Source organism: Rhizobium mesosinicum (assembly GCF_019511345.1).
GTDB lineage: Bacteria > Pseudomonadota > Alphaproteobacteria > Rhizobiales > Rhizobiaceae > Rhizobium > Rhizobium mesosinicum.
In genome coordinates this window covers 155,591-181,152 of sequence record NZ_JAEUAK010000012.1, presented here as the reverse complement: position 1 = coordinate 181,152, position 25,562 = coordinate 155,591, and the positions used below count along the sequence as shown (strand labels likewise).

At 61.8% G+C, this 25,562-nt stretch carries 22 protein-coding genes and 1 tRNA gene; 11 read left to right on the top strand and 12 right to left on the bottom strand.

Translation table 11 applies throughout. The features are described 5' to 3' along the window. Positions 1-136: 136 nt before the first annotated feature. Positions 137-226, bottom strand: a tRNA-Ser gene (locus tag JNB85_RS25915). Between the two features lie 374 nt (positions 227-600). Between JNB85_RS25915 and JNB85_RS25910 the strand changes: the two genes are divergently transcribed. Both JNB85_RS25910 and JNB85_RS25905 read left to right on the top strand, forming a co-directional pair. Further along, a complete protein-coding gene (locus JNB85_RS25910; RefSeq protein WP_220337292.1) occupies positions 601-1,713 on the top strand; it encodes an NAD(P)/FAD-dependent oxidoreductase in 1,113 nt (370 codons plus the stop codon). 252 nt (positions 1,714-1,965) lie between these two features. Beyond that, positions 1,966-2,220: a GlsB/YeaQ/YmgE family stress response membrane protein gene (locus tag JNB85_RS25905; RefSeq protein WP_220337291.1), complete on the top strand. Its 255-nt coding sequence runs from the start codon at positions 1,966-1,968 to the stop codon at positions 2,218-2,220. A 53-nt stretch (positions 2,221-2,273) separates the two neighbouring features. Here the strand turns inward: JNB85_RS25905 and JNB85_RS25900 are convergent, their stop codons facing one another. Continuing rightward, the gene (locus JNB85_RS25900) at positions 2,274-2,555 is read right to left on the bottom strand and encodes a hypothetical protein (RefSeq protein ID WP_112547781.1); all 282 of its coding nucleotides are present in this window, start codon (positions 2,553-2,555) and stop codon (positions 2,274-2,276) included. Positions 2,556-2,771: 216 nt separating this feature from the next. Here JNB85_RS25900 and JNB85_RS25895 point away from each other — a divergent pair, with 216 nt between their 5' ends. From JNB85_RS25895 to JNB85_RS25875, 5 genes are read left to right on the top strand one after another with little or no spacing between them, the layout of a single operon-like run. Then, positions 2,772-4,664: a SurA N-terminal domain-containing protein gene (locus JNB85_RS25895; RefSeq protein WP_220337290.1), complete on the top strand. Its 1,893-nt coding sequence runs from the start codon at positions 2,772-2,774 to the stop codon at positions 4,662-4,664. 13 nt (positions 4,665-4,677) lie between these two features. Further along, positions 4,678-5,694 carry an anthranilate phosphoribosyltransferase gene (trpD, locus tag JNB85_RS25890; protein WP_220337289.1) on the top strand — a complete coding sequence of 339 codons (1,017 nt, stop codon included), beginning with the start codon at positions 4,678-4,680 and terminating at the stop codon, positions 5,692-5,694. A gap of 9 nt (positions 5,695-5,703) precedes the next feature. Beyond that, positions 5,704-6,516 (top strand): indole-3-glycerol phosphate synthase TrpC, encoded by an 813-nt coding sequence (gene trpC / locus JNB85_RS25885; RefSeq protein ID WP_220337288.1) that lies wholly within the window; start codon positions 5,704-5,706, stop codon positions 6,514-6,516. Between the two features lie 2 nt (positions 6,517-6,518). Further along, entirely contained in the window at positions 6,519-7,016 is a 498-nt protein-coding gene (moaC, locus tag JNB85_RS25880) for a cyclic pyranopterin monophosphate synthase MoaC (RefSeq protein WP_220337287.1), read from the top strand. Continuing rightward, entirely contained in the window at positions 7,013-8,236 is a 1,224-nt protein-coding gene (locus tag JNB85_RS25875; RefSeq protein ID WP_220337286.1) for a molybdopterin molybdotransferase MoeA, read from the top strand. Before moaC ends, JNB85_RS25875 begins: the two co-directional genes overlap by 4 nt. Positions 8,237-8,354: 118 nt before the next feature. Here JNB85_RS25875 and JNB85_RS25870 read toward each other — a convergent pair whose 3' ends face one another. From JNB85_RS25870 to JNB85_RS25850, 5 genes are all read right to left on the bottom strand, one after another. Continuing rightward, entirely contained in the window at positions 8,355-9,017 is a 663-nt protein-coding gene (locus JNB85_RS25870; RefSeq protein ID WP_220337284.1) for a class I SAM-dependent methyltransferase, read from the bottom strand. Between the two features lie 53 nt (positions 9,018-9,070). After that, the gene (locus JNB85_RS25865) at positions 9,071-10,951 is read right to left on the bottom strand and encodes a DEAD/DEAH box helicase (protein ID WP_220337283.1); all 1,881 of its coding nucleotides are present in this window, start codon (positions 10,949-10,951) and stop codon (positions 9,071-9,073) included. A gap of 97 nt (positions 10,952-11,048) precedes the next feature. Next, entirely contained in the window at positions 11,049-12,911 is a 1,863-nt protein-coding gene (locus JNB85_RS25860; RefSeq protein WP_220337282.1) for a CHASE2 domain-containing protein, read from the bottom strand. A gap of 8 nt (positions 12,912-12,919) precedes the next feature. Continuing rightward, positions 12,920-13,447, bottom strand: coding sequence for a FecR domain-containing protein (locus tag JNB85_RS25855; RefSeq protein ID WP_220337281.1), 528 nt, complete (start codon positions 13,445-13,447; stop codon positions 12,920-12,922). 117 nt (positions 13,448-13,564) lie between these two features. Then, positions 13,565-14,704, bottom strand: coding sequence for a citrate synthase (locus tag JNB85_RS25850; RefSeq protein WP_220337279.1), 1,140 nt, complete (start codon positions 14,702-14,704; stop codon positions 13,565-13,567). An 84-nt stretch (positions 14,705-14,788) separates the two neighbouring features. Between JNB85_RS25850 and JNB85_RS25845 the strand changes: the two genes are divergently transcribed. Further along, entirely contained in the window at positions 14,789-15,877 is a 1,089-nt protein-coding gene (locus JNB85_RS25845) for a citrate synthase/methylcitrate synthase (RefSeq protein ID WP_220337277.1), read from the top strand. Between the two features lie 64 nt (positions 15,878-15,941). On the opposite strand, the gene JNB85_RS25840 is transcribed toward JNB85_RS25845, so the two are convergent. The 4 genes from JNB85_RS25840 to JNB85_RS25825 all read right to left on the bottom strand — a co-directional run bounded on the left by JNB85_RS25840 (position 15,942) and on the right by JNB85_RS25825 (position 20,141). Then, positions 15,942-17,570: a CTP synthase gene (locus JNB85_RS25840; RefSeq protein ID WP_192733212.1), complete on the bottom strand. Its 1,629-nt coding sequence runs from the start codon at positions 17,568-17,570 to the stop codon at positions 15,942-15,944. Positions 17,571-17,713: 143 nt separating this feature from the next. Beyond that, positions 17,714-18,250 (bottom strand): preprotein translocase subunit SecG, encoded by a 537-nt coding sequence (gene secG, locus JNB85_RS25835; RefSeq protein ID WP_220337275.1) that lies wholly within the window; start codon positions 18,248-18,250, stop codon positions 17,714-17,716. A gap of 108 nt (positions 18,251-18,358) precedes the next feature. Continuing rightward, positions 18,359-19,129 (bottom strand): triose-phosphate isomerase, encoded by a 771-nt coding sequence (tpiA, locus tag JNB85_RS25830; protein ID WP_220337272.1) that lies wholly within the window; start codon positions 19,127-19,129, stop codon positions 18,359-18,361. 127 nt (positions 19,130-19,256) lie between these two features. Next, entirely contained in the window at positions 19,257-20,141 is an 885-nt protein-coding gene (locus tag JNB85_RS25825; protein WP_220337271.1) for an alpha/beta hydrolase, read from the bottom strand. 205 nt (positions 20,142-20,346) lie between these two features. Here JNB85_RS25825 and parE point away from each other — a divergent pair, with 205 nt between their 5' ends. The 3 genes from parE to JNB85_RS25810 all read left to right on the top strand — a co-directional run bounded on the left by parE (position 20,347) and on the right by JNB85_RS25810 (position 24,994). Next, complete coding sequence (gene parE, locus JNB85_RS25820) at positions 20,347-22,416, top strand: DNA topoisomerase IV subunit B (protein ID WP_220337269.1); 2,070 nt, start codon at positions 20,347-20,349, stop codon at positions 22,414-22,416. Positions 22,417-22,559: 143 nt separating this feature from the next. Beyond that, the gene (locus tag JNB85_RS25815) at positions 22,560-23,696 is read left to right on the top strand and encodes an esterase-like activity of phytase family protein (RefSeq protein WP_220337267.1); all 1,137 of its coding nucleotides are present in this window, start codon (positions 22,560-22,562) and stop codon (positions 23,694-23,696) included. A gap of 116 nt (positions 23,697-23,812) precedes the next feature. Next, positions 23,813-24,994 (top strand): AI-2E family transporter, encoded by a 1,182-nt coding sequence (locus JNB85_RS25810; RefSeq protein ID WP_220337265.1) that lies wholly within the window; start codon positions 23,813-23,815, stop codon positions 24,992-24,994. Between the two features lie 21 nt (positions 24,995-25,015). Here the strand turns inward: JNB85_RS25810 and JNB85_RS25805 are convergent, their stop codons facing one another. Further along, a complete protein-coding gene (locus JNB85_RS25805) occupies positions 25,016-25,477 on the bottom strand; it encodes a GNAT family N-acetyltransferase (RefSeq protein ID WP_220337263.1) in 462 nt (153 codons plus the stop codon). Between the last annotated feature and the right edge of the window lie 85 nt (positions 25,478-25,562).

Sequence of the window (25,562 nt, the reverse complement as noted above, 5' to 3'; positions counted from 1 at the left end):
ATGCATTATGATCTGGGATATATCGACCTGGAGCAGAGGACTTTGCAAACCATCGACAACCCGTTCGGCACGAGGTTGTCACCCATGTGTTAGGTACGTTTTGTTACCTATGTCTCCGGGCTGGACAGGGCGGGGATGGCGGAAGAGGTGGGATTCGAACCCACGGTACGGTTTCCCGCACGCCGGTTTTCAAGACCGGTTCCTTAAACCACTCGGACACTCTTCCAGCGTTTGAAAAGGTTGAATAATCAACGTTTTTGTCGATTACCCGAAATCTGCGTCTGCTGCCGATTTGCTACCCAATCACTCAACGGCTGGCTTTTAGCAGCTTTGATCGCAGCGTCAAGTTCCACAGCATTTGCCTGCATCCCCTGTATTACAGGCGAATATCCTGACTTGATAAGCATCCCGCCTTACCGTCTCATTGGCTTTGATGAAGACGCCTAAGTCTCGTGCGTCGAATCACATTTCATCATCGTCCTGATTTGGGTTACGTTTGACCGACAATACTTGGCGTTGGATTGCGCGGTGAGTGGTTCCCAAATTTTCGATCGAATGGGTTCCCTTCCCCGCACAGTTGGACGATGAGAGGGGAATTTCATGGTAGAGGTACTGGACCTCGACTGCGTTGTCGTGGGTGGAGGCGTCGTGGGGCTTGCGGTGGCGCGCGAGCTTGCCATGTCTCGCCGCGAGGTGGTTCTTCTCGAAGCGGAACCAATGACCGGCAGCATCACGTCGGCCCGCAACAGCGAGGTCATCCATGCCGGGCTCTACTACGCCACCGGCAGTTTGAAGGCAGAGTTGTGCGTCGCCGGAAAGCACAAGCTCTACGACTATTGCCGGGAGCGAAGCGTCCCGCATCAGGCGTGTGGCAAACTCGTCGTCGCCTCGAGCGAGGAGGAGCTCGGCTACCTCGAAAAGCTATCGAGGCAGGCTCATGCAAATGAAGTGGAGGACTGCTATCTGATCGATGCAGCGGAGCTCTTCCGCAGGGAACCCCAGATCAAAGGTTTTGCGGCGCTTGTCTCGCCATCGACCGGCATCGTCGATAGTCACAGCCTGATGCAGGCATACATCACGGACATAGAGTCCAATGGCGGAGCCATCGTCTGCAATTCGCCCGTCATCGAAGGCGAATTGGCTGCGGATAAAATTCGCCTGTCGGTCGGCGGTCGCGATCCGGTCAGAATTGAAGCGCGCCTCGTGGTGAATGCGGCTGGTCTGAATGCCTGGACGCTCTCTGAAAGGTTGCTGGGCCTGGACGCAAGCACCATCCCGCCACGTCATTACGCTAAAGGATGCTATTTCGCGCTGACAGGCCGCGCGCCCGCAAAGCAGCTGATTTATCCGGTTCCCGAATCCGGAGGTCTCGGTGTGCACCTGACGATCGACCTTGCGGGCCAGGCCCGTTTCGGTCCTGACGTCGAGTGGGTCGAGGCAATCGACTATGATGTCGATCCGCGCCGCGCGGATAAATTCTATTCCGCCATCCGCCGCTATTGGCCCGATCTGGTGGACGGTGCGCTGCAGCCCGCCTATTCGGGCATCCGTCCGAAAATCGCCGGCCCGGCTGCGGGTGGCGGTGGTGACTTCGTAATCCAGGGACCGGGAAAAACCGGCCACCCCGCTTATATAGCGCTCTATGGAATTGAAAGCCCCGGCCTGACCGCCTCGCTGGCCATCGGACAGAAGGTGGCGCGACTTGCCAGGTGAGACAAAGCGCTTTGCAAAACCCGCCGACCCGCCTGATCGACAGTCATTCAGTCATCCGGTATAGTTGTCTCAGCGGGCCACGCGCTTCTTTCGGCTGAGCTCACCATGGACGGAAGTTTCAGATTGCTGCTCACGCATTTTCCACACCGGTGACATTGCCTCATCCCTGACAGCGCTAAGCCGCTGCCGCGGTGGAACTTTTTTCGATTGTGCGCGTTTCATCTCACGTTTTGCCCAGGAGGGGAGATTACCATGGAAAACGAAGGTGTAGGTTGGATTGCAGCCATCATTATCGGCGGTTTCGCCGGATGGCTGGCGGAGAAGTTCATGCACAGCAGTATGGGCGTGTTCATGAACATATTGCTCGGCATCATAGGCGCGATCGTCGCCAACTGGATTCTCGGTATCCTTAACATCCAGCCACTCAGCGGCTGGCTCGGATACCTAATCACGGGTTTTGTCGGCGCATGCATACTCATTGCAGTCGGGCGCGTCGTCCGCCGCTGAGCTTTCACCAAAAAGACTGAAAGGCCGGACGTCAGCCATCCGGCTTTTTTCGTCTATCGGCGGCTGAGGAGGCCGAAGAGATAAGCGACACCTGCCGTAATGGCAATCGCGGTCAGCGGCTCTTCACGCACCTTGTCGCGCACACGCTCGGTCATGACGGAGGCTTCGTCGGCCACTGCGGTCTTTGCGCCCTGCCCCAGGGCGATCACGCTTTCCGAAAGGCGGGCCAGATCCTCGCGCAGCGCAGCAACCTGCGCGGACAGATCTTCGGCGGCAACTTCGGCCTTGACGCGCGCAGCGGTGGATTCGGCGGAAGCGGTTTTCAATTCGGCCATGGTCTGCTCCTGTTGATGGAATGCCGCTTCAACGAAATGAAGGCTGTAAAAGTTCCGCAATCAAGCATCTTTTGTCGCTCGCGGCGGGTTAGCGGGAGCGCGTGCAAGTCCCGCAAGCTTTTCATGCGACAAGCCTTCATTTCCTCGCAGCTTTGTTTTATGGAACGACGAATGTCTGCCCTTCTGGGCCAATGATAATGCGAGGTTTGCGTTTCCATGTTCCATCTTCTGAGAAGAGCTGCTCAGACCTGGGTTGCCAAGCTGCTCCTGCTCCTGCTCGTCGCCTCCTTCGGTATCTGGGGTGTATCGCGCGAGCTGATAAGCGGCGGCAACAGCACGACGGTTGTCACCGTCGGCGACCAGCATGTGGACGTCAATGAATTCCGCCTCGCCTATCAGCGCCAGGTGGCCCAACTCGGTCAGCAGTTCGGCATGCGCCTGACGCCCGAGCAGGCGCGCGCCTTCGGCGTTGAACAGCAGGTCCTCGCCCAGCTCGTTGCCGGCGCCTCGCTCGATCAGCTTGCCGATGAGATGGGTCTCGGCCTATCCGAAGACCGCCTTGCCCGGCTGATCGGAGACGATCCGGCTTTCAAGGCAGTCAACGGCCAGTTCGACCGGTCGCTCTTCACGTCTCGTTTGCGCAACGCCGGCATCCGCGAAGACGACTACATCAAGGATCGCAGCAAGCAGGCTGTCCGCAGCCAGATCATCGAAGCCGTTGCCAACGGCTTCCAGGCGCCTGCGACTCTCGTCAACGCGCTGAAACTCTATGGCAACGAGAGCCGCAACGTCGATTACCTGCTGCTCACCGCGGCCAATATCGAGCCGATCAAGGCGCCGGCCGACGATGTGCTCTCCAAGTGGTTCGAAGACGCCAAGCAGCGCTACCGTGCGCCGGAATACCGCAAGATCGCCTACCTGAAGCTTCAGCCCGACGATATTGCCGATCCGACAACCGTTACCGACGATCAGATCAAGGAAGCCTTCGACAAGGCCAAGGCGACCTACACGACGCCGGAAAGCCGCACGCTGGAACAGCTGACTTTCGCCAGCAAGGATCTCGCCAATGCGGCCGAAACAGCGCTGAAGAGCGGCACGAGCTTCGACCAGCTCGTCACCGATCAGGGCAAGACTGCGGGCGACGTGCTGCTCGGCGAATTCACCAAGGACAAGGTTCCCGATCAGGCCGTTGCTGACGCCGCCTTCGCGGTGAAGGCGGATGGCGGTACCACGGCTGTTGTCGATGGCACGTTCGGGCCTGTGATCCTGCGCGTGACCAATATCAAGCCGGAGACCACGAAGAGCTTCGACGAGGTCAAGGAGGAGCTCCGCAAGCAGCTTGCGGTCGCCAATGCTTCGCAGGAAGTCATCAATGTTCACGACCGTATCGAGGATATGCGGGCCGGCGGTACGTCTCTGGAAGAGATCGCCAACCAGCTCAAGCTGAAGGCCGTCGTCATCGACGCCATCGACATGACAGGCGCCGACAAGGACGGTAATCCGGTCAAGGATATCCCGGCACAGCAGCAGCTTCTGCCGGAAGCTTTCAAGACTGATGTCGGCGCCGATGCGGTCGCAATTTCCCTCGGCAATGACGGCTATGTCTGGTTCGACGTCCGCGACATCATGCCGGAGCGTGAGCGTCCGCTTGCCGAAGTGCGTGACAAGGCGGTTCAGGATTGGACAGCCGAGCAGCAGAAGGCTGAGCTTGCCAAGAAAGCCGACGAGCTGAAGGCTCAGGCGCAGAAGGGCACCTCGCTTGCCGATATCGCCACCCCGCTCGGCATCGCCGTCGAAAGCAAGAGCGGCGTCACCCGCTCGACCGACGATCCCGTTCTCGGGCGCGCCGCCGTCAACGCGGCCTTCTCCGGTCCTGTCGATACCGTCGCGACGGCCGTCGGCGCCGATCCCAGCACGCAGATCCTGCTGAAAGTGACCGAGGTCAACGACCAGCCGACGACCGATGTCCTGAACAACCGCGATCAGCAGATCGCTACCATCGCAAATGCCGCCGGCGACGATATTCTGGATCAGATGGTCAACCTGTTGCAGAGCCAGTACGGCACACAGGTCAATCAGAAACTCGCCGAACAGGCGACCGTCCGCTAGGGGGAAGCGACGCATGACCGATCTGAAGCCGCTTCTGGCCAAGGCAGCAAGCCGCGAGCCCCTGACCCGTGACGAGGCCCGCCAGGCCTTCGATATCCTGATGTCCGGCCAGGCAACGCCTTCGCAGATCGGCGGCTTCCTGATGGCGCTCCGCGTTCGCGGTGAGACGGTCGACGAGATCGTCGGCGCCGTCACCACGATGCGTTCCAAGATGCTGCGGGTCGTCGCCCCTGCCGACGCGATCGATATCGTGGGCACGGGCGGTGACGCCAGCGGCACCTACAATATTTCCACGCTGGCGGCGCTGATCGTCGCCGGCACGGGTGTTCCGGTCGCCAAGCACGGCAACCGTGCGCTGAGCTCGAAATCGGGCGCGGCCGACAGCCTTGCCGCGCTTGGCGTCAATCTTGAAGTCACCCCCGAGATGATCTCCCGCTGCATCGCCGAGGCCGGTGTCGGTTTCATGTTCGCGCAGCAGCATCATTCGGCCATGCGCCATGTCGGCCCGACTCGCGTCGAACTTGGCACGCGTACGATCTTCAATCTGCTTGGTCCCCTTTCCAATCCGGCCGGCGTCAAACGCCAGCTTCTCGGCGTCTTCGCCCCGCAATGGGTGGTGCCGCTGGCCGAGGTCATGCGTGATCTAGGCGCCGAGAGCGTGTGGGTCGTCCATGGCGATGGCCTCGATGAGATCACCACGACCGGCACCACCAGCGTCGCGGCTCTCGAAAACGGCAAGATCCGCACCTTCGAGCTGTCACCCGCCGATTTCGGTGTGGCACCTCGTGTGCTCGCTGAGATCAAAGGCGGCGACGGCACCGTCAATGCCGCAGCGCTGCGCGAGGTGCTCGGCGGCGCCAAGAACGCTTATCGCGATATTGCGCTCGCCAATGCCGCCGCCTCGCTCGTCATTGCGGGCAAGGCAGAGACGATCCGTGACGGCATGAAGCTTGCAACGGAATCGCTCGATAGCGGCGCCACAGCATCTGCGCTCGACAAACTGATCGCCGTATCCAACGATATCGACTAGGATCGTCTCATGACCGATATCTTGAAGAAGATCGAAGCCTATAAGCGCGAGGAAATCGCTGCCGCCAAGGCAAGAACATCGCTTGCCGATCTCAAGGCTATGCAGGCCGGCCAGTCCGCGCCGCGCGGCTTCCACAAGGCGCTTGTCGCCAAGTGCGATGCCGGAGAATTCGGTCTGATCGCCGAGATCAAGAAGGCAAGCCCCTCCAGGGGTCTGATCCGTCCGGATTTCGATCCGCCTGTTCTCGCCAAAGCTTACGAAGCCGGCGGTGCTGCCTGCCTTTCCGTGCTGACCGATACGCCGAGCTTCCAGGGCGCGCCGGAGTTTCTGACGGCAGCGCGCGCCGCCTGCGCCCTGCCCGCGCTGCGCAAGGATTTCATGTTCGAGACCTATCAGGTCCATGAAGCCCGCGCCTGGGGTGCCGACTGCATCCTGCTCATCATGGCCTCGCTCAGCGATGACGATGCCGAGCGCCTGCAGGACGAGGCATTCTCGCTTGGCATGGATGTGCTTGTTGAGGTCCACGATATCGAGGAAATGGAACGTGCGCTCAAGCTTTCCTCGCCGCTCGTCGGCATCAACAACCGCAACCTGCGCACCTTCGAAGTCAGCCTCACCGTCAGCGAGACGCTGGCTGCCTCGGTCCCTGACGATCGTCTTCTGGTCGGCGAAAGCGGTATCTTTACCTACGAGGATTGCAAGCGTCTGCAGGCCGTCAGGATCAATACCTTCCTCGTCGGCGAAAGCCTGATGCGCAAGGATGACGTGGCGGCCGCCACACGCGCGCTGCTGACAGGCGAAGCCGCAATCGCGGCCGAATGAGCATGAGCGGCGAAAAGCCAGGCCTCACCCATATCGATGCCTCCGGCGAGGCACACATGGTCGATGTTTCCGACAAGGCCGAGACCGTACGCATCGCCACTGCCGAAGGGCACGTGAAAATGGCGCCGGAGACGCTTTCGCTCATCCTTCAAGGCAATGCCAGGAAGGGAGACGTCATCGGTACCGCTCGCCTTGCCGGCATAATGGCCGCCAAGCGCACGGCCGACCTCATTCCGCTCTGCCATCCGCTGATGCTGACAAAGGTCACGGTCGAGATCAGGGAAGATGCCGCCCTGCCCGGCCTGCGGGTCACCGCCACTGCCAAGCTCACCGGCAAGACCGGTGTGGAGATGGAAGCGTTGACTGCCGTCTCCGTCGCGTGCCTCACGATCTACGACATGGCCAAGGCCGCCGACAAGGCCATGGAGATCGGCGGAGTCCGACTGCTCGAAAAATCCGGCGGCAAGTCCGGTGATTTCCGTCATCCGGAGGCAAGATGAACCTTTTGCCGGTCGCCGAGGCCCAAAGCCGCCTACTGTCCAGCGCCACGCCCGTCATGGGGTCCGAAACGTTGCCGCTCGCCGAAGCTGAAGGTCGCATCCTGGCCATTGATCTCAAGGCCGGCCTGACCCAGCCGCCTTTCAATTCCTCCGCGATGGATGGCTACGCACTGCGCCGTGAGGATGCGCCGGAGCCGGGCGCCGTGCTGAAGGTCATCGGCACGTCCTCCGCCGGCCACGGTTTCGAGGGAAGCGTCGGTCAGGGGGAGGCTGTCCGCATCTTCACCGGTGCCCCCGTCCCCTCAGGCGCCGATAGCGTGTTGCTGCAGGAGGATGCGGAGAAGATCGAGGGTGGCATCAGAACCAAATTCCCTGTACGGCAAAACCAGCATGTGCGCCCGCGCGGCCAGGATTTCGCTGAGGGCGAAGTGGTACTGCCTGCTGGCACTGTGCTCGATTTCTCCCGGCTGACGGTCGCTGCCGGTATGAACCGCCCTTATGTCGAGGTGCTGCGCCGCCCGCTGATGGCGATCCTCGCAACCGGCGACGAGTTGTTGCCGCCCGGAAGCACGCCCGGCCCATCGCAGATTATCGCGTCCAATACGTTTGGTATTGCGGCCCTTGCCCGTAAGGCCGGCGCTGAGGTGCTCGATCTCGGTATCGTGCCCGACGATAAGGCTGAGATTGCCGCGACGATCGACAAGGCACGCGATGCCAAAGTCGATGTCATCGTCACGCTCGGCGGCGCTTCGGTCGGCGATCATGACCTGGTGCAGGCTACGCTGATCGAGGCCGGCATGCAGCTCGATTTCTGGCGCATCGCTATGCGCCCCGGCAAGCCACTGATGGTCGGCAGCTTCGGCAAGACGCACGTCCTCGGCCTGCCCGGCAATCCTGTCTCAAGCCTCGTCTGCTCGCTGCTCTTCCTCGAACCGCTGATCCGCAGGCTCGCCTCGCTGCCGCCGGTTCAGCGCGAGACAACCGTGGAGACCGCCGTGACGCTGCGCGCCAATGATCACCGGCAGGATTATGTCCGGGCAAAACTCTCGAAATCGGCGGCCGGTGACTGGCTGGCAGAACCCTTTGACAAGCAGGATTCGTCGATGATGAAAACCTTCGCCTATTCTGACTGCCTCATCATCCGCCCGCCGCATGCGCCGGAACTGCCGCCAGGAACCACCTGCCCAGTCATGCTTCTGCGGCCGGATCTCCTCGCCTGATATTTCCTGACGTTACTGCGATCCTGCACCATCACGTTTATGATCGCAAAGTCGCTTGGCCGTTTCGTCAGGGCCGGAAGTATCGCCATGGCGTCTGATGAGAAGCCTTCGCCTCGTTTCACCTCAACCGGAAAACCGCGCTATTGGCGGTCGGTCTGTCCCTGGCTCCGCCGAAATCCGGCACAGCATAGTCTGCAACCTGCAGCAGGGAGCTCGTCGGAAGAGGCGCCCTGCCCGGATCGCCGATGAGCACATCGAGACCGGCCGTGCGGCAGCGTTGAAGGAAAGGCAGAACACGCAACGCCAACGCCGCGTCATAGAAGATATCGCCGGCAAGGATGATGTCGGCAGAAGGCGGTGCGCCGCCGATGATGTCGCCCAGTTGCGTCCCGATCACGACATCATTCGCTGCAGCATTCAGCCGTGCCGCGGCAATCGCCTTCGCATCGATATCGACCGCCAGCACGTGCGCTGCACCGCATTTCATTGCCGCGATGGCGACGAGGCCGGAGCCGGTGCCGAGATCGACGACACGTTTGCCAGTAACAGTCGCGGGATGGTCGAAAAGATAGCGGGCAAGTACCGCGCCACCCGCCCAGGGATAGGCCCAATAAGGCGGCATAAGATCGGAATCGTCAGCCATTGCAAGACGATAGAGACCGCTTCTTGGCGTCGCTATATGCAGCTGTATATCAGGTATGAAAGGCACGCCGGAAAGCGGCAGGCTCGCCCGGATGAAGGCCGTTAGGTCGACACGATCATCTGCAGAAGCCGGTCTCATCTGTGATTGCTGCCTTCGTTGCGAAAGGCCTCACCGGCTGGCCGCCGACTGCCTCAGCGGTCCTTTTTCTTGCCGAACTTGGCCTTGCCGCCATCGAACTTGGTGCCTTCCAACTTGTTCTTGGCGCCTTCAAATTTGGGCTTGCCCGGCTTCTTCGTCCAGGGCTTGTCGTCCTGACGCTCCGAACCGGCTGGCCTGTTTTTTTGGAATTTACCGTTCTGCTTATCGCTGCGGAAACGATCATCGCTACGCTCTTCGAAGGACTTCTTTGCGTAGGCCGGCTTACTGAAATCGGGCATGCCGTTCAGTCTGTTGACGCGGATTCCGCGCTCCATCGTCTTGTTCGGCCCGAGCGCACCGAAAAAGCTATCCGCGCTATCCGCGGCGATTTCTATGAAGGTCTCGTCCGGCTGCATTTTGATGGCACCGATTTCCCGTTTGGTCACGCTGCCGGCGCGGCAGAGCATCGGGATCAGCCAGCGCGGCTCGGCATTCTGTTTGCGGCCGACGGAGACGGAGAACCAGACGCTTGGGCCGAAATCGTCGCGCGGTCCCTTTTGCGCCGGCGTGAATTCGCGCGGCTCGCCGTCGCGGCGCTTGCGTGCACGGTCGTCCTGGACCGAGACTTCGATCAGGTCTTCCGGTGCCGATTGGTTGGCCCGGTAGAGACGCACGAAAGCGGCGGCAAGAGTCTCGGCGCCATGGCTCGCGATGAGCTTCTGCACCAGATCCTGCTCTTCTTCCTGCGGCTTGTCGGCAAAGATGGGGTCGGCGAGCAGCCGCTCGTCATCACGCTCCGTCACTTCTTCCACGGAGGGCGGTCGCGCCCAGGTGGCTGCAATACCGGCATTGTCGAGAAGTCGCTCCGCCTTCCGCCGAACGTTGAGCGGCACGATGAGGGCGCTGACGCCCTTGCGTCCTGCGCGACCCGTACGGCCGCTGCGGTGCAGCAGCGTTTCCGGATTGGTCGGCAGGTCGGCATGCACGACGAGATCGAGGCCCGGCAGGTCGATACCGCGGGCGGCGACATCGGTCGCGATACAGACGCGCGCACGACCGTCGCGCATGGCCTGCAGCGCATGGCTGCGCTCGTTCTGCGTCAGTTCGCCCGAGAGCGCCACGACATTGAAATTGCGATTATGGAACCGCGCCGTCAGGTGATTGACGGCCGCGCGCGTCGAACAGAAGACGATCGCATTGCGCGCCTCGTAATAACGCAGCACGTTGATGATCGCATTTTCGCGGTCAGCAGGTGAAACGACGAGCGCACGATATTCAATGTCGATATGCTGCTTTTCTTCCGCCTGCGTGCTGATGCGCACGGCATCGCGCTGATAGCTCTTGGCGAGCTTGGCGATCGCAGCCGGAACCGTTGCCGAGAACATCAGGGTACGGCGCTCATCGGGCGCCGCTTCCAGGATGAATTCCAGATCTTCGCGGAAGCCCAGATCGAGCATCTCATCCGCCTCATCCAGCACGGCAGCCTTGAGTTCGCTCATATCAAGCGCATGGCGGCGGATGTGGTCGCAAAGGCGTCCCGGCGTTCCGACGACGATATGCGCACCGCGTTCCAGTGCACGGCGCTCGCTGCGGATATCCATGCCGCCGACGCAACTGACGATCACGGCACCTGCCATTTCGTAAAGCCATTCCAGCTCACGCTTGACCTGCAGTGCCAGTTCGCGCGTCGGCGCAATCACAAGAGCAAGGGGTGCGCCCGCCGGCGCGAAACGCTCGGCGCCCTCAAGCAGCGTCGGCGCAAGCGCCAGCCCGAATGCGACAGTCTTGCCCGAGCCGGTCTGGGCGGAAACGAGAGCATCCGATTCGGCGAGCGCCGGATCGAGCATCGCCTTCTGGACGGGGGTTAGCTCGGTATAGCCGCGCTTCTGCAACGCCTTGGCGATCGCCGGAGAGACGCCGTTATAGTCAGTCATGTGTTCGATCTTTCGGAGCTGTCAGGCGCGTCGAGCGCCGTCGCCGGATCGTCCGGCCGAAGAGTTGGGCCGTTCCTACCCGCTCCGGGTGCGAATGTCAAAGTGTCTCGCCGCGCCATGTGTAGATGGCAATGCCGGCGGAGCGGCCGCGAAGCTTCGCCTCGAACGGTCCGGCCAACCGCCCTGTCTGCAACGGAATGGCATCGGGACCGGCTGCGTCGAGCAGGCTGGCGCTGAGTGCAAGCTCCGCGCCGCGGCTTGCCGCCACTTCCATCAGCCGCTGCGCGACATTGACAGTATCGCCCGTCGCGGTGATCTGCTGCCGGTCGCCGGTGCCAAGACGCGAAGCGACGATCGGGCCGCAATGGGCGCCAAGCTTGAAGCCTATCTTCCTGCGCCGAAGCTCCGGATGGCCTGCGAGGAAGAAGCGCGTGCGGTCGGCAAGCCTGACGGCGCAGGCTGCTGCCCGCGCCGCATCGTCCGCCGCCGGTGCCGGCAATCCGAACAGAATCATGGCACCGTCGCCCATGAAGCTGGTGATCGCCCCGCCGAGCAACCGTACTTCCTCATCGATCAGTTCAAAGAAGCCGCTGAGGATCTCCCGCACCATGGCCGGCCCGACCGCTTCGCTGAGGCCGGTGAAGCCCGAAAGGTCGATGAAGACGACGGAAGCATTCTGCCGCACGGGCTCGGCCAGGAACGCCGGATCGCGCGCCAGCCACTCTCCGAGGCCCGGCGCCTCGATGCGCTGCAGGCGCTCTGATTGATCGGCAAAGTGCCGCGCACGGCGGCGGTCGCGCCAGAGTTCTGCGGCGCCGAAAATAATAGCGGGCGGGAGTGCAGCCGCAATCGGCAATGCAGCGCTCAGCCAATAGCCGTTCGCGAAAGCGGCAAGGTTGAGCATCGCCCAGGCGATGACCGTAAGGCAGATGATGACGAAGCCGAGAGCGCTGCGGCGCCATGCGACCAGCGCGACCAGGACAACAGGCAGGGCCGTCGCAATGCCGGCATCCGCCTGCCGTGTCCTGCTGTCGCGCACCATGCCATCGCCCGCGATGAGGTGGGTGATTGCCGTCGACATGACTTCGACACCCGGGAGGATGGGATCGAACGGCGTGGGAAAGACATCGCCGCCGCCAGTGACCGTCGCGCCGATCACCACCACCTTGCCGGTGATGGCATCCGCCGGCAGCTTGCCATCCAGCGCATCGGCAGCGCTGAAGGTGCTGATGCTGCCTGCGGGACCATAGAAAGTCAGCGGCAGGCGCTGGCCTGTATCCGTTGGAATGCGGTGAGCACCAAGCCGGATGCCGTCGTTTTCGATCAAGGGTTCGGCCCCGAGCGCGATCGAGGCCGCGCGCAACGGAAAGGCTGCGTCGAGGCGGCCGGCTGCGCGAGAAAACAGCGGGATAAAACGCGGTACGCCGCTCTGGTCCGTCGCCACATTGACGATGCCGAGCGACGCAGCCTCCGCGAAGCGCGGCTGCGGCAGTAGAAGCTGCTGTGCCTCGGGGACCGTTGCAAGCGGATCCTCGGCATTTTCCGTCACTGACTGGAGACTTCGTGGGAAGGTCGCGGCACCGGCGATGATGCTGGGTGCGGATTCGATCGCCGTCGCAAGCGCCGCATCCCCCTCTTCCGTACCGGGGTCGACGAGCAGTATGTCGAGAGCCAGGGCCCTTGGTTTCAACGTCCCGATGGATGTGACGAGCTGTGCAAGCGTCTCCCGCTTGAGCGGATAGCCATGTGCTGCGGCGGTGCGGTCATCGATCGCGATAATGGAAACGATATCGGGCGGAGATCGGATACCGACGATCATGCTGCGCAGATCGACAAGCGTGGCTTCCACACGCTCGATCAGGCCGGAGTTCGACTGCTGCTGCAGATGGAAATAGCCGAGGCCCGCGCCCCATAGACCGGCGAGCAGCAGTGCAATCACTGTCGGAAGCCGGTGGCTCATGAGACCGCTTATTGACCGAGGCGTGAAAGAAGAGCCGCGACGCGAGGCGCCGGCCAGGTGCGAACGGTGAGCGCAGCCGTTCCGCGCATCACGTCAACACCCTCGCCTGGTCCAAGCACGACGGCTGCCCCTGCCGCACGGCGTACGCCGACGCGGCCGCGGGTGACCAGCACGGAAGTCGTGCCGCCTTTGACATCGACGGCCCATTGGGTGCCGCGGACGGCCGCGATCGCCTGCGGCGTCACCACCTGGAAACCGCCGCGATGCTGGCTGCTGTCCACGTCGACAAGCGCAGCCTTGCTGCGCAATGACAGCGAATCCGGGCTACCGTCACGATTGCGATCGATGAGTGCGAAGGAAGCTCCGCGTTCGGCGGTGATATTGACGCCGCCAGGGCAGCGGAAAATCTGGTTGCCGTTTGCCGCACGCGAAATCGCGCAACTGGCAGACTGGGCATAGGCTGCTCCCTGAGGCAGGAGCCCGATGGTCAGGGCAGCGGAAAACAGGCTGAAGGAGATTGCTGGGATGGCTTTCATGATCCGCCTCTCATGACGCGCCGGTACATCTTCGAAGATAACGGCCGACCCATACTAGCTGAATTCGCCGGTTTCCCTATGCAAAAATCGGAAGCTGCGCAAGCCATTCGGAAACATTCAGGGTTCGCCCGGTGATGGCCCGATGTAGCGGGCGCGGGGGCGGATCAGATGGCCGCTTTCGATCTGCTCCATCGCATGCGCCAGCCAGCCGGCCGTGCGCGCCAGCGCGAAGATGATGATCGGTGCCTCCTCCGGCAGGTCGAAGGCCGCCGTCATGGCGGCAAGCGCGAAATCGACATTGACCGGATCCCCCACCATCTCTTCGCCGGCCTGCTGCACATCACGGAAGACGGGCGGTATCTCGAAAGAGGAGAGCAGCACATTCGCCCGCACGTCGCCATCGGGATAAAGAGGATGCCCGAAGGCCACAGGCTTTCCTCCCCCCAGCAGCAGACGGCGGATCGCCTGCTCCGCTCCGGCATTTGATGCGGCCTCGGCAAGAGCATCGACGCTGCGCCACGCCGAACCATGCAGCGGGCCGGTCAGCGTCGCGAGGCCTGAAAGCACAGCAGCAGAAAGTGCCGCCCCCGTCGAAACCGTTACACGGACGGCAAAGGTGGAGGCGTTGAGCTCGTGATCGGCAAGCACGACAAGCGCCCGCCGAAGGCAGTCGGCAGCCTCGGGCCTGCCCCAGCACGAAGCGAGACGATGATGCAAAGGACGACCCGCAGGGCCTGGCGCCAGCGCATCGGCAACTGTTGAAAGCACGCTGCATGCTTCCATCTGCAAGGCCGGGCGTGCGCGTCCGAGGGACGGCAGGTCGGCGCTCACGCGGCCAGCCAGTGCCAGAAGTGCCGCCTGAATGGAAGGCGATGCCGGCTCCGGGGCGCGTGACGGTACGCAGGTGAAACTCTCGGCATTCCATAGCAGCAGCGCCGTCTCCTCCAGCGTTGCATGAGCCGAAAGCTCCGCCGCATCCTGCCCCCGATACAGCAATCGTCCAGCGGCAATGGTTGAGATCGCGGATGTCAGCACGGGATCGCCCCAGCTGATCGCCTCGGCAGCGACCGTCTCGCTCTTGCGTCGGCCGGCATGCCGCTCGGCGAGCCGTTTGACGTCGCTTTGCTGGTAGAGGCTGCGGCGCGGGTCGGCCGGGTCGGCCTTGGCGCGGATACGGCCCCGGCTGACATTGGCATAAAGCGTCTGCGGCTTGGTGCCGAGTTCCGCCAACGCTTCCTCTGCTGTCACCCAGGTCATCGCAACCTCATATTGATCAATTACATCAAGATTGACGTCAACCAAACTAGGTTCGATCTTTCCTCCGGTAAAGGAGAAAGACCCATGAAAAATGGTTTGGAAGATGTCATTGCCGCTGAAACCCAGCTTTCGGATGTCGACGGTGAAGCCGGCCGGCTGATCATTCGCGGCGTATCCCTGGATCGTCTGGCCGGGCGCAGTACCTATGAAGATGTTGCCGCCCTGCTGCTGGACGGGTTGATCGAGCCGCATCTCGACGCAAGCGAGTTGCGCCGCCGGCTTGGCCAGGCGCGAATGGAAGTTTTCGCGGAAGTCAAAGCTGCCGATACTCTCCTGCTCAAGCTGCCGCCGGTCGATGCTATACGTGCTCTTGTTGCCCGCCTACCTGACGGCGAGGACATAGATACCGTGCTCCGTCTGCTTGCCGCACCCGCCGTCTTCCTGCCGGCGGTTCTGCGCCTGCAGCGAGGCGAAAAGCCGCTAGAGCCCGAGGCAGGCCTCTCACAGTCGACGGACATCCTGCGCATGCTTTCAGGCGCGATGCCGAGTGCCGAGCAGACCGCAGCCCTCGACACCTATCTCGTGACGATCTCGGATCACGGCCTGAACGCTTCGACCTTCGCATCACGTGTCATTGCCTCCACCCGCGCCGGCCTCACCTCCTCTGTTCTGGCGGCCATCAGCGCGCTCAAGGGACCGCTGCATGGCGGCGCGCCCGGACCGGTACTCGATATGCTCGATGGGATCGGAAGCGAGGCCAATGCCGGCCCCTGGCTGCGTTCCGCGCTCGATCGCGGTGAGCGGCTGATGGGCTTCGGCCACCGCGTCTATCGCGTGCGCGACCCACGTGCCGATGCGCTGAAAAACGCGCTGAAGCCGCTTGTTGCCGCCAGCCAGGTCAATGCCGCCAGAATCGCGCTTGCCGAGGCGGTGGAAGAGGCGGCGCTTGCGCTTCTCAGGGAACGCAAGCCGGATCGGCCGCTGGATGTGAATGTGGAATTCTATACCGCGTTGCTCTTGGAAAGCCTCGGCTTCCCGCGCGAAACCTTCACAGGCGTCTTTGCCATCGGCCGCACCGTCGGCTGGATTGCGCATGCCCGCGAGCAGGCTTTGGAAGGCCGCCTCATCCGTCCACGCTCGGTCTATGTGGGACCACTGCCGGAAGCGGCATGACGGAATTAAAAAAGCCGCTCCCTCGTTTCCAAGGGAGCGGCTGGAATTGTGTAACAGCGAATAGTTAAACCAACCGGCTCTGTTCCGTCGCCGCTTCGATGAAGCTTGCAAAGAGCGGATGCGGGTCGAGTGGGCGGGACTTTAGTTCCGGATGGTACTGAACGCCGATGAACCACGGATGATCAGGATACTCGATCGTCTCCGGCAGAACGCCATCCGGCGACATGCCGGAGAAGACAAGGCCGCAATCTTCCAGCCGGTCCTTGTAGTCGATATTGACTTCGTAGCGGTGGCGGTGACGCTCGGAAATGTCGGTCGACCCGTAGATATCCGAGATCTTCGTGCCCTTCTTAAGGGACGCCTTGTAGGCGCCGAGACGCATCGTACCGCCGAGATCGCCCGATGCGGTGCGCTTCTGCAGCTCGTTACCCTTCACCCATTCCGTCATCAGACCGACAACCGGCTCCGGCGTCGGGCCGAACTCGGTCGAGGAGGCGTTCTGCACGTCGGCGAGGTTGCGGGCAGCTTCGATGACAGCCATCTGCATACCGAAGCAGATGCCGAAATACGGCACCTTGCGCTCGCGGGCAAAACGCGCCGCATGGATCTTGCCTTCCGAACCACGCTCGCCGAAGCCGCCCGGCACCAGAATGCCATGCACCTTCTCAAGGTACGGTGCCGGATCTTCCTTTTCGAAGACTTCGGACTCGATCCATTCGAGCTTGACCTTGACGCGGTTGGCGATACCGCCGTGATGCAGCGCTTCGATCAGCGATTTATAGGCGTCCTTGAGGCCGGTGTATTTGCCGACGATCGCAATCGTGACCTCGCCTTCCGGCGTACGGATACGGTTGCAGACCTCCTCCCACTGGTCGAGACGCGGCTTCGGAGCCGGCTCGATGCCGAAGGCTGCCAGCACTTCGTCGTCGAGGCCTTCCTTGTGGTAAGCCATCGGCACGTCGTAGATATTCGCAACGTCGAGCGCCTGGATGACGGCGGACGGACGCACATTGCAGAACAACGACAGCTTGCGGCGTTCCGCTTCCGGGATTTCCCGGTCGGCGCGCACCAGCAGGATATCGGGATGGATGCCGAGCGCCTGCAGTTCCTTGACGGAATGCTGCGTCGGCTTGGTCTTCAATTCGCCCGCTGCCGGAATGTACGGCATCAGCGTCAGGTGGACGTAGATCGCCGTGCCGCGCGGCAGGTCGTTGCCGAGCTGGCGGATCGCTTCCATGAAGGGCATCGCCTCGATATCGCCGACCGTGCCGCCGATCTCGCAGATGACGAAATCGTAGTCGTCATTACCCTCGATGACGAAATCCTTGATCTCGTTGGTGACGTGCGGAATGACCTGAACGGTCGCGCCGAGATAGTCGCCGCGGCGTTCCTTGTCGATGATGTTCTTGTAGATGCGGCCGGTGGTGATGTTGTCGGTCTTGGTCGCCGAGCGCCCGGTAAAGCGCTCGTAGTGGCCAAGATCGAGGTCAGTTTCCGCGCCGTCGTCGGTGACGAAGACTTCGCCGTGCTGGGTCGGGCTCATAGTGCCCGGATCCACGTTCAGATAGGGGTCGAGTTTGCGAAGCCGGACCCGATAACCACGGGCCTGCAACAACGCTCCGAGAGCCGCGGCCGCAATTCCTTTTCCGAGGGAAGAAACCACGCCGCCAGTGATGAATACGTATCGCGCCATGGGAGTCACCGGATACCTTTTCAAAAACGATTCCACCAGCCCAAAAATTCTTTTCCGGAACTTTTGGTGCATGGCGCAGGAATCTGAACAAAAGAAAACCGGCAGACCCGAGGGCCTGCCGGCGGTTTATTTTCTGAACCGGCTTATTGTCCCGTGGGGACGCCGGAAGGCTGTGCCGGCGCGGTAGCGGCCGGAGCCTCAGGCTGAGCCGGAGTCGTCGTCGGAGCAGCCGGAGCAGTCGCAGCAGGGGCGCTTGCAGCGGGTGCCTGAGTTGCTGGCGCCTGCGCCGCAGGAGCTTGGGTTGCCGGGGCAGCCGGTGCCGCAGCGCCGCCATTCGGAATACCGCTGTTATCGGCAGGCTTGGCCGGAGCCGGCGTGCTGCCGCCGCCGAGCGAATCGAGAATGCCGTTGCCCTGCCCGCTCGTTGCCGGAATGCGATTGAGAATATCGGTCGGTCGGCTTTCGTAACGGGTGAGGATGCCCAAGCCAAGCGAGGTGATGAAGAACAGCGTCGCCAGGATCGCCGTCGTGCGCGTCAGCGCATTGGCGGTGCCGCGAGCCGACATGAAGCCCGATCCGCCGCCGATACCGAGGCCGCCGCCTTCGGAGCGCTGGATGAGCACGACGCCGACGAGCGCGAGCACGATCATGAGATGGATGACAATCAATACGGTCTGCATGGGTCCAGTCCTGCCCGTCTGAGGACGGACATAAAGTAAAAATCTGGCGGCTCTTTACATGAGGTCATCAGCTATTCCAAGCCCTTCGGCCAGGAATATGCAATCGCTTCAGGCGAGCAGCGCTTCGTATGTGCCGTAGATGGCGAGGAAGTCGGTGGCTTTCAAGCTCGCCCCGCCGATCAGCGCGCCATCGACATTGTCGACGGCGAGCAGTTCGCGGGCATTGCCGGGCTTGACCGAGCCGCCATAGAGAATGCGCATCCCCTTCCCCTCGTCGGCGAAGCGCAGGATGAGTTCGTCACGGATGAAGGCGTGGACGATTTCCACATCCTTTGCAGTCGGTGTGAGTCCGGTGCCGATCGCCCATACGGGTTCGTAGGCAATGACCGTATTCTCAGCCGTTGCCTCTTCAGGCAACGAGCCGAAAAGCTGGCGCTTGAGAATGTCGAGCGTCTGATAGGCGTCGCGCTCTTCGCCGGTCTCGCCGACGCAGACGATCGCCGTCAGGCCCGCCTGATAGGCGGCTTGCGCCTTGGCGCGGATCATTTGGTCGGTTTCGGCATGGTCGATGCGCCGTTCCGAATGGCCGACGATCACATAGGTGCCGAAGCAATCGGCGATCATGTCAGCCGAAATATCGCCAGTATGCGCACCGGACCGGGCCTGATGGCAATCCTGTCCGCCGATCGCAAGCGGGCTGTCGGTCGCAAGCGCGGTCGAGACGTAAAGCAGTGTCGCCGGCGGGCAGATCAGCGTTTCGACTTTCTCCGACAAGGGAACCATGACGCCTTGGGCAATCGCCTTGATCTGGTCTAATGAATCGCGCGTGCCGTTCATCTTCCAGTTCCCCGCTACGAGCGGGCGTACGTCAGGTGTCATGCTGCTCTCCCAAAATCCGCATATCCGGCGGCCTTAGCAAAAGCATGGCTCAAAGGAAAGCGCCCGGGATGGCCCCGGCGAAATATGACGGCCTGAAAGCCCTATATATGACCTGGAATCTGCCCGCTCAGGACGCCAAAACCCAGTTCAGCACCTTGCGCCAGTCGATCATGCGGATCGGCGTTCCATGATTGCCGTTCTGGAAGAGCGTGAAATGCGTCGGGTACTTCGCCTTGTGGAGCTTTTCGTACAGCGCCTGCTGGTCGGAGGCGGCATAGACAGGGTCACGGCTGCCGTGGGCAAACCAGAGCGGCAGCTTGGCCTTGTAGAACGGGCTTTTCACGAAATCGGGATCCGAGACACCGCTCATGATCAGCATGCCCTTCAGCCGCTTGACGCTCCCGGCGTCGCGGGTGATGCCCCAGCAGATCTGACTGCCCATCGAGGCGCAGCTGAGGATGACCGGGCGGCCGGGAGCCTGCGCGCTTGCATAGCGGACCAGTCCGCCAATGGCGGCAACGCCATTGGCGTCGAAGGTCTTGACCGTCGGCGAATAGTAGACGCCACCATTGCCGGCCGTAAGGTTCTTCAGCCGATTGAAATTGCCGCCGAAGGAATAGTCGTTGGCGCCAAGGCGCCGGTCGCCGTCGCGGCCGTGGATGAAGATGACCGTGAAGGCGGCGTTCTCAGCTTGTCCCACCCTGGTGACATCGAGCCTGATGCCGTCGAGCGAGAGCGTTTCATCCGCCTGCAGTTTCTTGACGCTGAGCGAGACATATTTCTGCTGCACCCGCTTTTGCGGGATCTGGTCGCGCCCGTTGATGTCGCGCATCTCGTCGTAATCGATCACTTCCGATGCGCCGTCATCGCCCGTCTGCAGCACTGTCTGCGCCGAAAACAGATCGTCCTTGTAGGGCGGCAACGTCTCGGCAGCGGCGGTCGTGACGGCCGCGGACAGGAAAAAGGCCGCAATTGCAGTGATTATGGTGCAATGACTTGTGGACATCGGCATTGAGATGGTTCCCAGAGAGCTGCCGCGACTTGCCATTCGGCGCCCGGCAACGCAAATCACATCTTGAAAAGCTCCGCAAATCCGGGGCGCGTCGCCTATCGGGGCGCTTTCTGTCAGAATTCCCCTGATTCGCAAACGCGATACGGACCGCGACTATTGTGGGCCAGCGGCGGCCCTTCACGAGAATGAAGATCTGAACGGTTCCATGGAAGACAGCAACGACCTCTTTTCCGGAATGCCCCTGACGCAAAAGCAGGAGGAGGCTGCAAAGCCTGCGGCACCTGCAGAACGGCCCGCCGCGGCTGCACCCGCTGCCGCACGCCCTGCCCCGACGACGTCGAACGGTGACGATTACGGCGCCTCTTCGATCCGCGTGCTGGAAGGTCTGGAACCGGTGCGTATGCGCCCGGGCATGTATATCGGCGGCACCGACGAAAAGGCGCTGCACCACCTTTTTGCCGAGGTCATCGACAACTCGATGGACGAAGCGGTGGCCGGCCATGCCGATTTCATCGATGTGCATCTCGATATTCAGGGCTACCTCACGGTCACCGATAACGGCCGCGGCATTCCGGTCGAAAACCATCCGCAGGTTCCCGGCAAGTCGACTCTCGAAGTCATCATGACCAAGCTGCATGCCGGCGGTAAATTCGACGGCAAGGCTTACGAGACTTCGGGCGGTCTGCACGGCGTCGGCGTCTCGGTCGTCAATGCGCTGTCGGATTCTCTCGAAGTCGAGGTCGCTCGTAACCGCAAGCTCTACCGCCAGCGCTTCTCGCGCGGCGTGCCGCAGGGCGGGATCGAAGAGCTCGGCGATGTGCACAATCGCCGCGGCACCAAGGTTCGCTTCCATCCAGATCCACAGATCTTCGGCGACCACGCGAAGTTCGATGCGGGCCGCGTGTTCCGCATGGCTCGCTCAAAAGCCTATCTCTTCGGCGGCGTCGAAATCCGCTGGAGTTGCGATCCGGGCGTGCTGCCCGAAGGCTCGGACGTGCCTGACAAGGCTGTCTTCCACTTCCCCGGCGGCCTGAAGGATTACCTGCAGGCGACGATGGGCAAGGAATTCACCGTCACCCGCGAAATCTTCGCCGGCAAGAGCGAAAAGGTCGCCGGCCACGGTGCGCTGGAATGGGCGATCACCTGGTATGGCGGCGATCCGCAGGTTCATTCCTATTGCAATACCATTCCGACACCCGAAGGCGGCACGCACGAGGCCGGTCTGCGCATCGCGCTGACAAAGGGCCTGAAGAGCTACGCCGAACTGACGCAGAACAAGCGCGCTGCACAGATCACCACCGACGACGTGATGATCTCTGCCGTCGGCATGCTCTCTGTCTTTATCCGCGAGCCGGAATTCGTTGGCCAGACCAAGGATCGACTGGCAACGGTCGAAGCCCAGCGTCTCGTCGAAAATGCGCTTCGCGACCCGTTCGACCACTTTCTCGCCGACAATCCGGGTGAAGCCGAGAAGCTTCTCGACTGGGTGATCGAGCGAGCCGAAGAACGCCTGCGCCGCCGCAAGGAGAAGGAAGTCAACCGCAAGACCGCGGTGCGCAAGCTGCGCCTGCCCGGCAAGCTAGCCGATTGCTCGCAGAACACTGCCGAAGGCGCCGAACTTTTCCTGGTCGAGGGTGACTCGGCAGGTGGCTCCGCCAAGCAGGCGCGCAACCGCGCCAATCAGGCGATCCTGCCGCTGCGCGGCAAGATCCTCAACGTCGCCAGCGCCGGTCGCGAGAAGCTGTCGGCCAACCAGCAGATCTCCGATCTCATCCAGGCGCTCGGTTGCGGCACGCGCTCGAAATACCGCGAAGAGGATCTGCGCTACGAACGCATCATCGTCATGACCGATGCCGACGTGGACGGCGCGCATATTGCCTCGCTGCTCATCACCTTCTTCTATCAGGAAATGCCCGAGCTGGTCCGGGGCGGCCACCTCTTCCTCGCTGTGCCGCCGCTCTACAAGATCACGCAGGGCGCAAAGTCTGCGTATGCCCGGGATGATGAGCATCGCGCCGAGCTAATGGAGACGGAATTCAAGGGCAAGGCGAAGATCGAGATCAGCCGCTTCAAAGGTCTCGGCGAAATGCTGCCCGCCCAGCTCAAGGAAACCACGATGGATCCGTCCAAGCGCACACTGCTGCGGGTGCTGATCGACGAGGTGGATTTCGAGGGAACGCGCAATGCCGTCGACGACCTGATGGGAACCAAGGCCGAAGCCCGTTTCCGCTTCATTCAGGAGCGTGCGGCCTTCGCTGAAGATTTGGATATTTAAGCCGCAGCGAATTCATCGAACTGACGAAGAACCGTTACGCTTCCGTCAAAATACCGGCGCAATAGAACGGCCGGCGCTCTGTCCTCCCGCAAGGTCCCTGCTGCGCCGGCCGTTTTGTTTCAACCCTTTGCCGGATATTTGCCATGACCAAGCGTTTTCTCGCGACTGCCGCTTTCGTTCTCCTGTCCAGCACCGCCTCCGTTTTCGCCACCGATATCGGCGCGACCGTCGAGACCGCCTGCCCCTTCGGCGATTGCGCCGCTGCGATCTCCCTTTCCTATCTCGGTGAATTCGTCATCCCGACCGGTCAGATGGAAAACGGCGTTGAATTCGGCGGCATTTCCGGCCTCGATTTCGATGCCGCCACCGGCCACTATATGGCGATCAGTGACGACCGCTCCGAAAAGGCCCCGGCTCGCCTCTACGATCTGGATATCGATGTGGGCGCCGCCGGCCTGAAGGGGGTGACCGTCGTCAAGCACGTCACCCTGCAAGACAAGAACGGCCAGCCTTTCGCCTCGCGCACCGTCGATCCTGAATCCATCCGCTTCGGCAAGGACGGCATTTACTGGGGTAGCGAAGGTGATGCGAAGGCGCTGATCGCCCCCTTCGTGCGCGTCACCTCTCCTGATGGCGCCTTCGTACGCGAGTTCAAGCTGCCCGACGGTTTTGCACCGACCGCCGACAAGACGACAGGCATCCGCGACAATCTCGCTTTCGAGGATATCGCAGTGTCTCCATCCGGTGATGTCCTCGTCGGCGTTGAGGCAGCCCTCTATCAGGACGGTCCGAACCCCAGCCTGACGACAGGCAGCCTGTCGCGCATCGTTCGCTATGACGGCGCAACCGGAGAGCCGAAGGCTCAGTATGTCTATCCGGTCTCGCCGATCCCTCAGGCCGCCACGAGGGCCGGAGGCGGCAACGACAACGGCATGTCGGAAATGATTGCCCTTGACGATCACCGCCTGCTTGCCGTCGAGCGCAGCTATGCCCAGGGCTTCGGCAACAATGTCAAGCTTTTCATGATGGACCTCGACGGGGCGACCGATGTCTCCGCCATCGCCTCGCTTGCCAAGAACGACCAGCGCGTCGTCCCTGCCCGCAAAAGCCAGGTGCTGGATCTGCGCGCCATCGGCCTGACGCCGGATAATATCGAGGCCATGGCAATCGGCAAGGCGAAGGACGGCACTGATGTCCTGATCCTCGGTTCGGACAATAATTTCTCGACTGGCCAGAAGAGTCAGTTCTACGCCTTCAAGATCAACCGCCGCCCTCAATAATATCGAGGCGTTCGGAAGCTCAAACAAGCACGCTTTGTATACGCTTTATCCGGGCGGACCTTGAAACCGCCCGGTTCATAGCCCATAAACTAGGACAACAATAAAAAGAGGCGCGCGTGGGTGTGTTTAATCGTCAGAAAACCAATACGGAGCCGCGATGGCTGGGGCCTTCGGCGACGATCCGTACGCCGCTGATCCCCTCCATTTCGGCTGCCCGCTGGCTGCTCGTGCTTGTTGCCGCAGCCGGCGTCTATTTCTTCTACGGCTTCGTGGTGCCTGTGCTCGCAGCCCTCGTCATCGGTTTTGCAAGTTGGCCGCTTTACCGCAAGCTGGTTGCCCGCGTCGGCGGCAATACAACGATCGCCGCAACCATCGCGATCGTCCTCATCGTCACCTTCCTCGTCATTCCGATCAGCCTTGCGGTTGCCTATACGACCGGTGAAGTGCGCACTTGGGTCGCATGGGCGATCCACGCCAACCGCTTCGGCGCGGAAACACCGCAATGGATCGTCGCCTTGCCTCTGGCTGGTTCCTACCTCGACGAGCTTTGGACGAAATATGTCGGCAGCCCCGGCGCCATGGGTGAACTCATCCAGGCAGTTAGCGGCGCCCATATCGGCAACATCTACCGCGCGGTTCTGGCGGCCGGCGGCGGTGCCTTCCACCTGCTCCTTACGCTGCTCTTCATGCTGATCGCGCTCTTCTTTGTCTATCGCGACGGCTTCTCCTTCTCCAAGCAGATCGACATGCTCGGCGAACGCATCCTGCCGAACCGCTGGGAGCGTATTTCCCGCGTCGTGCCTGCCACCATCAGTTCGACCGTCATGGGCATGACGCTGATTGCTATCGGCGAAGGCATCGTGCTCGGCGTTGCCTACTGGATCGCCGGCGTGCCCTCGCCCGTCACCCTCGGCGTGCTGACCGGCGTCATGGCGCTGATCCCAGGCGGTGCACCGCTGTCCTTCACGCTGGTATCCGTTTATCTGTTGGCCAGCGGCTCGCATGTCGCCGGTATCGGCCTCTTCGTCTGGGGCACGGTCGAACTCTTCATCGTCGACAAGACGCTGCGCCCCAAGCTCGTCGGCGGACCGATCAAGCTGCCGTTCCTGCCGACCTTCTTCGGCCTCGTCGGCGGCGTGAAGACGATGGGCTTCCTCGGCCTCTTTATCGGCCCGGTGCTGATGGCGCTGCTGGTCGCGATCTGGCGCGAATGGATACATGAAGTTCGTACCGCCGATGCCGGACCGCAGATCGTCCTTGATGAGCAGGCGCCGCCGGTGCAGCGCGCTGCCGAATGATCTTCAGATCGTCGAAGCAGGTTAAGCGGTGAGGCGCTTTTCCATAAAGAGGCTGAGCGGGTCAAGTAGATAGGAGCCGAAGGGCTCGATCTCGATATATCCGTATTTCCTGTAGAGACCGATCGCCTCTGGCTGGTAGATGCCGGTCTCCAGACGAATGGCCTCAAGACCTTTCTCCCGGCCGATTTCCTCCAGCCGGTCCATCAGCCGGCTTGCTACCTTCAGGCCTCGCACCTCGGGATCAACGAACATGCGCTTGATTTCTGCCGTTCCGTCGCCTGCCTCCACCAGTGCGCAACAGCCGACGATCTCGCTGCCGTTGCGCGCCACAAGGAAGCTGACGGACGGCTTTTCCAGCGTCGAAATATCGACAAGGTGGTTGCTCTCGGGTGGATAGAGCGATTGTGCATAGGCATCCGAGAGGTCGAGGAGCCGGATCACGCCATTCTGACGCGGCGATTCCAGAGCGATGGTGACCGACATTTTCTCTCCTCTTCCGATGAAACGAGCGATTTTTCCCTAGATGACGAGGACTTCACGCCGCTGCCCTCATTCCGTTGGAATTGTG

What these genes read in the sequence shown, in the direction of transcription:
- JNB85_RS25910 (WP_220337292.1), top strand. Translation starts at nt 601, where the DNA reads ATGGTAGAGGTACTGGACCTCGACTGCGTTGTCGTGGGTGGAGGCGTC.
- JNB85_RS25905 (WP_220337291.1), top strand. Translation starts at nt 1,966, where the DNA reads ATGGAAAACGAAGGTGTAGGTTGGATTGCAGCCATCATTATCGGCGGT.
- JNB85_RS25900 (WP_112547781.1), bottom strand. Translation starts at nt 2,555, where the DNA reads ATGGCCGAATTGAAAACCGCTTCCGCCGAATCCACCGCTGCGCGCGTC.
- JNB85_RS25895 (WP_220337290.1), top strand. Translation starts at nt 2,772, where the DNA reads ATGTTCCATCTTCTGAGAAGAGCTGCTCAGACCTGGGTTGCCAAGCTG.
- trpD (WP_220337289.1), top strand. Translation starts at nt 4,678, where the DNA reads ATGACCGATCTGAAGCCGCTTCTGGCCAAGGCAGCAAGCCGCGAGCCC.
- trpC (WP_220337288.1), top strand. Translation starts at nt 5,704, where the DNA reads ATGACCGATATCTTGAAGAAGATCGAAGCCTATAAGCGCGAGGAAATC.
- moaC (WP_220337287.1), top strand. Translation starts at nt 6,519, where the DNA reads ATGAGCGGCGAAAAGCCAGGCCTCACCCATATCGATGCCTCCGGCGAG.
- JNB85_RS25875 (WP_220337286.1), top strand. Translation starts at nt 7,013, where the DNA reads ATGAACCTTTTGCCGGTCGCCGAGGCCCAAAGCCGCCTACTGTCCAGC.
- JNB85_RS25870 (WP_220337284.1), bottom strand. Translation starts at nt 9,017, where the DNA reads ATGAGACCGGCTTCTGCAGATGATCGTGTCGACCTAACGGCCTTCATC.
- JNB85_RS25865 (WP_220337283.1), bottom strand. Translation starts at nt 10,951, where the DNA reads ATGACTGACTATAACGGCGTCTCTCCGGCGATCGCCAAGGCGTTGCAG.
- JNB85_RS25860 (WP_220337282.1), bottom strand. Translation starts at nt 12,911, where the DNA reads ATGAGCCACCGGCTTCCGACAGTGATTGCACTGCTGCTCGCCGGTCTA.
- JNB85_RS25855 (WP_220337281.1), bottom strand. Translation starts at nt 13,447, where the DNA reads ATGAAAGCCATCCCAGCAATCTCCTTCAGCCTGTTTTCCGCTGCCCTG.
- JNB85_RS25850 (WP_220337279.1), bottom strand. Translation starts at nt 14,704, where the DNA reads ATGACCTGGGTGACAGCAGAGGAAGCGTTGGCGGAACTCGGCACCAAG.
- JNB85_RS25845 (WP_220337277.1), top strand. Translation starts at nt 14,789, where the DNA reads ATGAAAAATGGTTTGGAAGATGTCATTGCCGCTGAAACCCAGCTTTCG.
- JNB85_RS25840 (WP_192733212.1), bottom strand. Translation starts at nt 17,570, where the DNA reads ATGGCGCGATACGTATTCATCACTGGCGGCGTGGTTTCTTCCCTCGGA.
- secG (WP_220337275.1), bottom strand. Translation starts at nt 18,250, where the DNA reads ATGCAGACCGTATTGATTGTCATCCATCTCATGATCGTGCTCGCGCTC.
- tpiA (WP_220337272.1), bottom strand. Translation starts at nt 19,129, where the DNA reads ATGACACCTGACGTACGCCCGCTCGTAGCGGGGAACTGGAAGATGAAC.
- JNB85_RS25825 (WP_220337271.1), bottom strand. Translation starts at nt 20,141, where the DNA reads ATGCCGATGTCCACAAGTCATTGCACCATAATCACTGCAATTGCGGCC.
- parE (WP_220337269.1), top strand. Translation starts at nt 20,347, where the DNA reads ATGGAAGACAGCAACGACCTCTTTTCCGGAATGCCCCTGACGCAAAAG.
- JNB85_RS25815 (WP_220337267.1), top strand. Translation starts at nt 22,560, where the DNA reads ATGACCAAGCGTTTTCTCGCGACTGCCGCTTTCGTTCTCCTGTCCAGC.
- JNB85_RS25805 (WP_220337263.1), bottom strand. Translation starts at nt 25,477, where the DNA reads ATGTCGGTCACCATCGCTCTGGAATCGCCGCGTCAGAATGGCGTGATC.